We start from the raw sequence: 256 nt of genomic DNA on the forward strand, positions 1-256 counted from the left end.
TTAAGGTCCCTGAAGGAACGTTTAAGACTAAGACGTTGATAGGCTGGGTGTGTAAGTGCAGCGATGCATTGAGCTAACCAGTACTAATGATCCGTGAGGCTTAACCTTACAACACCAAAGGTGTTTTGAAGAGATTGAAGTAGATTTTCAGCGAAGTTCCGAGATTGGTTTCGATGGCGACACGAGAGTGACGCGGTTGGAATGAAACAGAATTTGCCTGGCGGCAATAGCGCGGTGGTCCCACCTGACCCCATGC

Annotated in this window: 1 rRNA gene; it reads left to right on the plus strand. The window is 48.4% G+C overall.

Features of this window, described 5'->3' with window-relative positions:
• Positions 1-108: ribosomal RNA gene (locus JHD74_RS26490) — 23S ribosomal RNA — on the plus strand; the annotation flags it as partial.
• Between the last annotated feature and the right edge of the window lie 148 nt (positions 109-256).

The sequence above is a fragment of the Serratia sp. ASV30 genome (assembly GCF_016428815.1).
Classification (GTDB): domain Bacteria; phylum Pseudomonadota; class Gammaproteobacteria; order Enterobacterales; family Enterobacteriaceae; genus Chania; species Chania fonticola_C.